General features: G+C 36.4%; 2 protein-coding genes and 1 pseudogene. 2 read left to right on the forward strand and 1 reads right to left on the reverse strand.

The annotated features are described in order from the left end of the window. Window positions 1-1,395, forward strand: a 1,395-nt coding sequence (istA, locus tag EAI80_RS12705; protein WP_238634625.1) for an IS21 family transposase, incomplete at its 5' end; no start/stop codon positions are given. Continuing rightward, window positions 1,392-2,120 (forward strand): ATP-binding protein, encoded by a 729-nt coding sequence (locus tag EAI80_RS12710; RefSeq protein ID WP_129982332.1) that lies wholly within the window; start codon window positions 1,392-1,394, stop codon window positions 2,118-2,120. The genes istA and EAI80_RS12710, both read left to right, overlap by 4 nt. Before the next feature lie 133 nt (window positions 2,121-2,253). Here EAI80_RS12710 and EAI80_RS13910 read toward each other — a convergent pair. Continuing rightward, window positions 2,254-2,430: pseudogene (locus EAI80_RS13910) on the reverse strand (ISNCY family transposase); the annotation flags it as partial.

Below are 2,430 nucleotides of genomic sequence, written 5' to 3' on the forward strand. Positions count from 1 at the left end.
AAAAAACGGAAAACGAAAAACGAAAATCAAAGAAATGTGTTATTTCCACTTGACAATCGTCATTTCATAACAGATTATGAATATATTCATAATGAATTATCTAAACCTGGAGTCACTCTGAAGCTGTTATGGAATGAATACTGCATCAAGATAAATGATGGGAAGTATCCAGTAAGCTATTCAAAGTTCTGCAGAGGATACACAGAACATGTTCAGAACCACAACTATACCAACCATATCCAGCATAAGCCAGGTATTCGTACTGAAGTAGACTGGAGTGGGCCTACAATGCATTATACTGTTCCTTCTACAGGTGAAGTGGTTAAGGTATATCTATTTGTAGCTACACTCCCATTCTCTCAGTATTCATATGTAGAAGCTACAAAGGATATGAAGATGAATACATGGATCAATTGTAATCGTCACATGTTTGAGTACTTTGGTGGATCTACAGTAAGAGTAGTCTGCGATAACCTTAAGACAGGTGTTGTGATGCATCCTAAAAACGGAGAAATCATCCTTACTGATACTTACAGTGATTTTGGAAATCATTATATGACTGCCATCATGCCTGCACAGGTCAGAAAGCCGAAGCAGAAGGCAAGTGTAGAAGGCACTGTAGGAAAGATAGCTACTGTCATAATCGCTTCATTAAGAAACAGAGAGTTTAATTCATTTGAAGAACTGTATAAGGCAGTTAGAGAAAGACTTGAGGTGTTCAACTCCACACCATTCCAGAAGAGAGATGGAAGCAGAAAGGAAGTATTCGAAGAGGTAGAGAAGAAAACACTAAGACCACTCCCTGAATTTCCTTTTGAGGTATGTCACTGGTTTTATTCAAGAAAGGTACAGCTTAACTGTCATATCGCTTATAAAAAGAACTGGTATTCAGTTCCATATGAATATGTAGGCAAGATGGTAGATATTAAGGTAACTGAGACCACATTGACTACCTATTATCAAAATAAGCGCATTAATGTACATAAGGTGTTTCCAGATTACGTTAAAAACAGATATTCAACATATGATCATGATATGCCAGAGTCTGTCAAAGTAACAGAATGGGATGATGAGCGTATAAAAAAATGGGCCAGTAAAATTGGCCCTTACACTAGAAAGGTAATAGATAATATATTTCTAACTAGCGTAGTTAAAGAACAGGGATATAATCCTGCATTAAGTGTACTGCATCTAAGTGATAAATATTCAAAAGAAAGACTCGAAATATCCTGCCAGATAGCTTTGAGTAAATATCCATCACCTAGATATAGACATCTTAATGCCATTCTAGCCAACAATCAAGATAGACAGAATTTACAGGAAAATATGAAAAAGGAAGAGAAAGCAACAGGCCATTTAAGAGGGCCTGAATTCTATGGAGGCAGATCAAAATGATTGACAATGAAACTATAAGAAAGGCATCTGAGATGGGCATTATTGATGTCATTGATGCAGTAAATACAGTTGAATCTAATACTACTTATATCACTTTATCATTTGATGAGAAAATTAAGTTGATTATAGATATGGTATATCAGTGTAGATATAACGAAGCAGTAAAGAAACTGAAGAAAAGAGCTAAGCTTCGCTATTTAGAAGCGGATCTAAGGGATGTTCATTACACTGATAATCGTCTCATAACTAAAGATCTTGTTTCTTCTTTAGCTACATGCAGCTTTATGAATCTGAATACAAATCTGGTTATACATGGTCCCTGTGGTACAGGTAAAACATGGCTTGCCTGTGCCATAGCTAATGAGGCTATTAAACAAAGACATAAGGCATTCTATATTAGACTTCCTAGATTACTTGAACTATATGATAACATGAGAAACTCTGGAAAGAGCCTATCCCAGGCAGTGCAGAAGTATGCCAAGTATGAACTTTTGATACTGGATGAATGGTTGATGTATGAAATGAGTGATCAGGATAAGCAGTTCATTTCAGAATTAATGGAAGTAAGACATGATACGTGTTCAACTATCTTCTGTAGTCAGTATCCAACTGAAGACTGGTATGATAAGCTGCATAAGTCAACATTGACAGAAGCTCTGCTTGATAGAATAGTACATAATAGAATCGATATAGATATGGGTACTGATAATTTTAGAATAAAATAAGGGAATTATTTAGCCAATCATGACTATCATGATTGGCTATTATTCTGGTAAGAGTTAGGTGGTGCACTTAATGCGACAGGGGTGGTGCATAGGTCTGCGACTACTGGTGCAATTACGAGCGAATAATCAGTTGCTTCTCATATACCGATTTGGTACTATTAAGGTGTAGAGCGAACTGATTATTGTATTTTTTTATGTAGGAGTTTAAAAATACATTGGCTTCCTCTATATTGGTGATATGAGCGTGCCTTAGTTCGACTGGTAATCGTGACTGGAGCGTCTGGTTGAGTCTTTCGACTCTGCCTTTTGC

This window comes from Catenibacterium sp. co_0103 (assembly GCF_004168205.1).
GTDB lineage: Bacteria > Bacillota_I > Bacilli_A > Erysipelotrichales > Coprobacillaceae > Catenibacterium > Catenibacterium mitsuoka_A.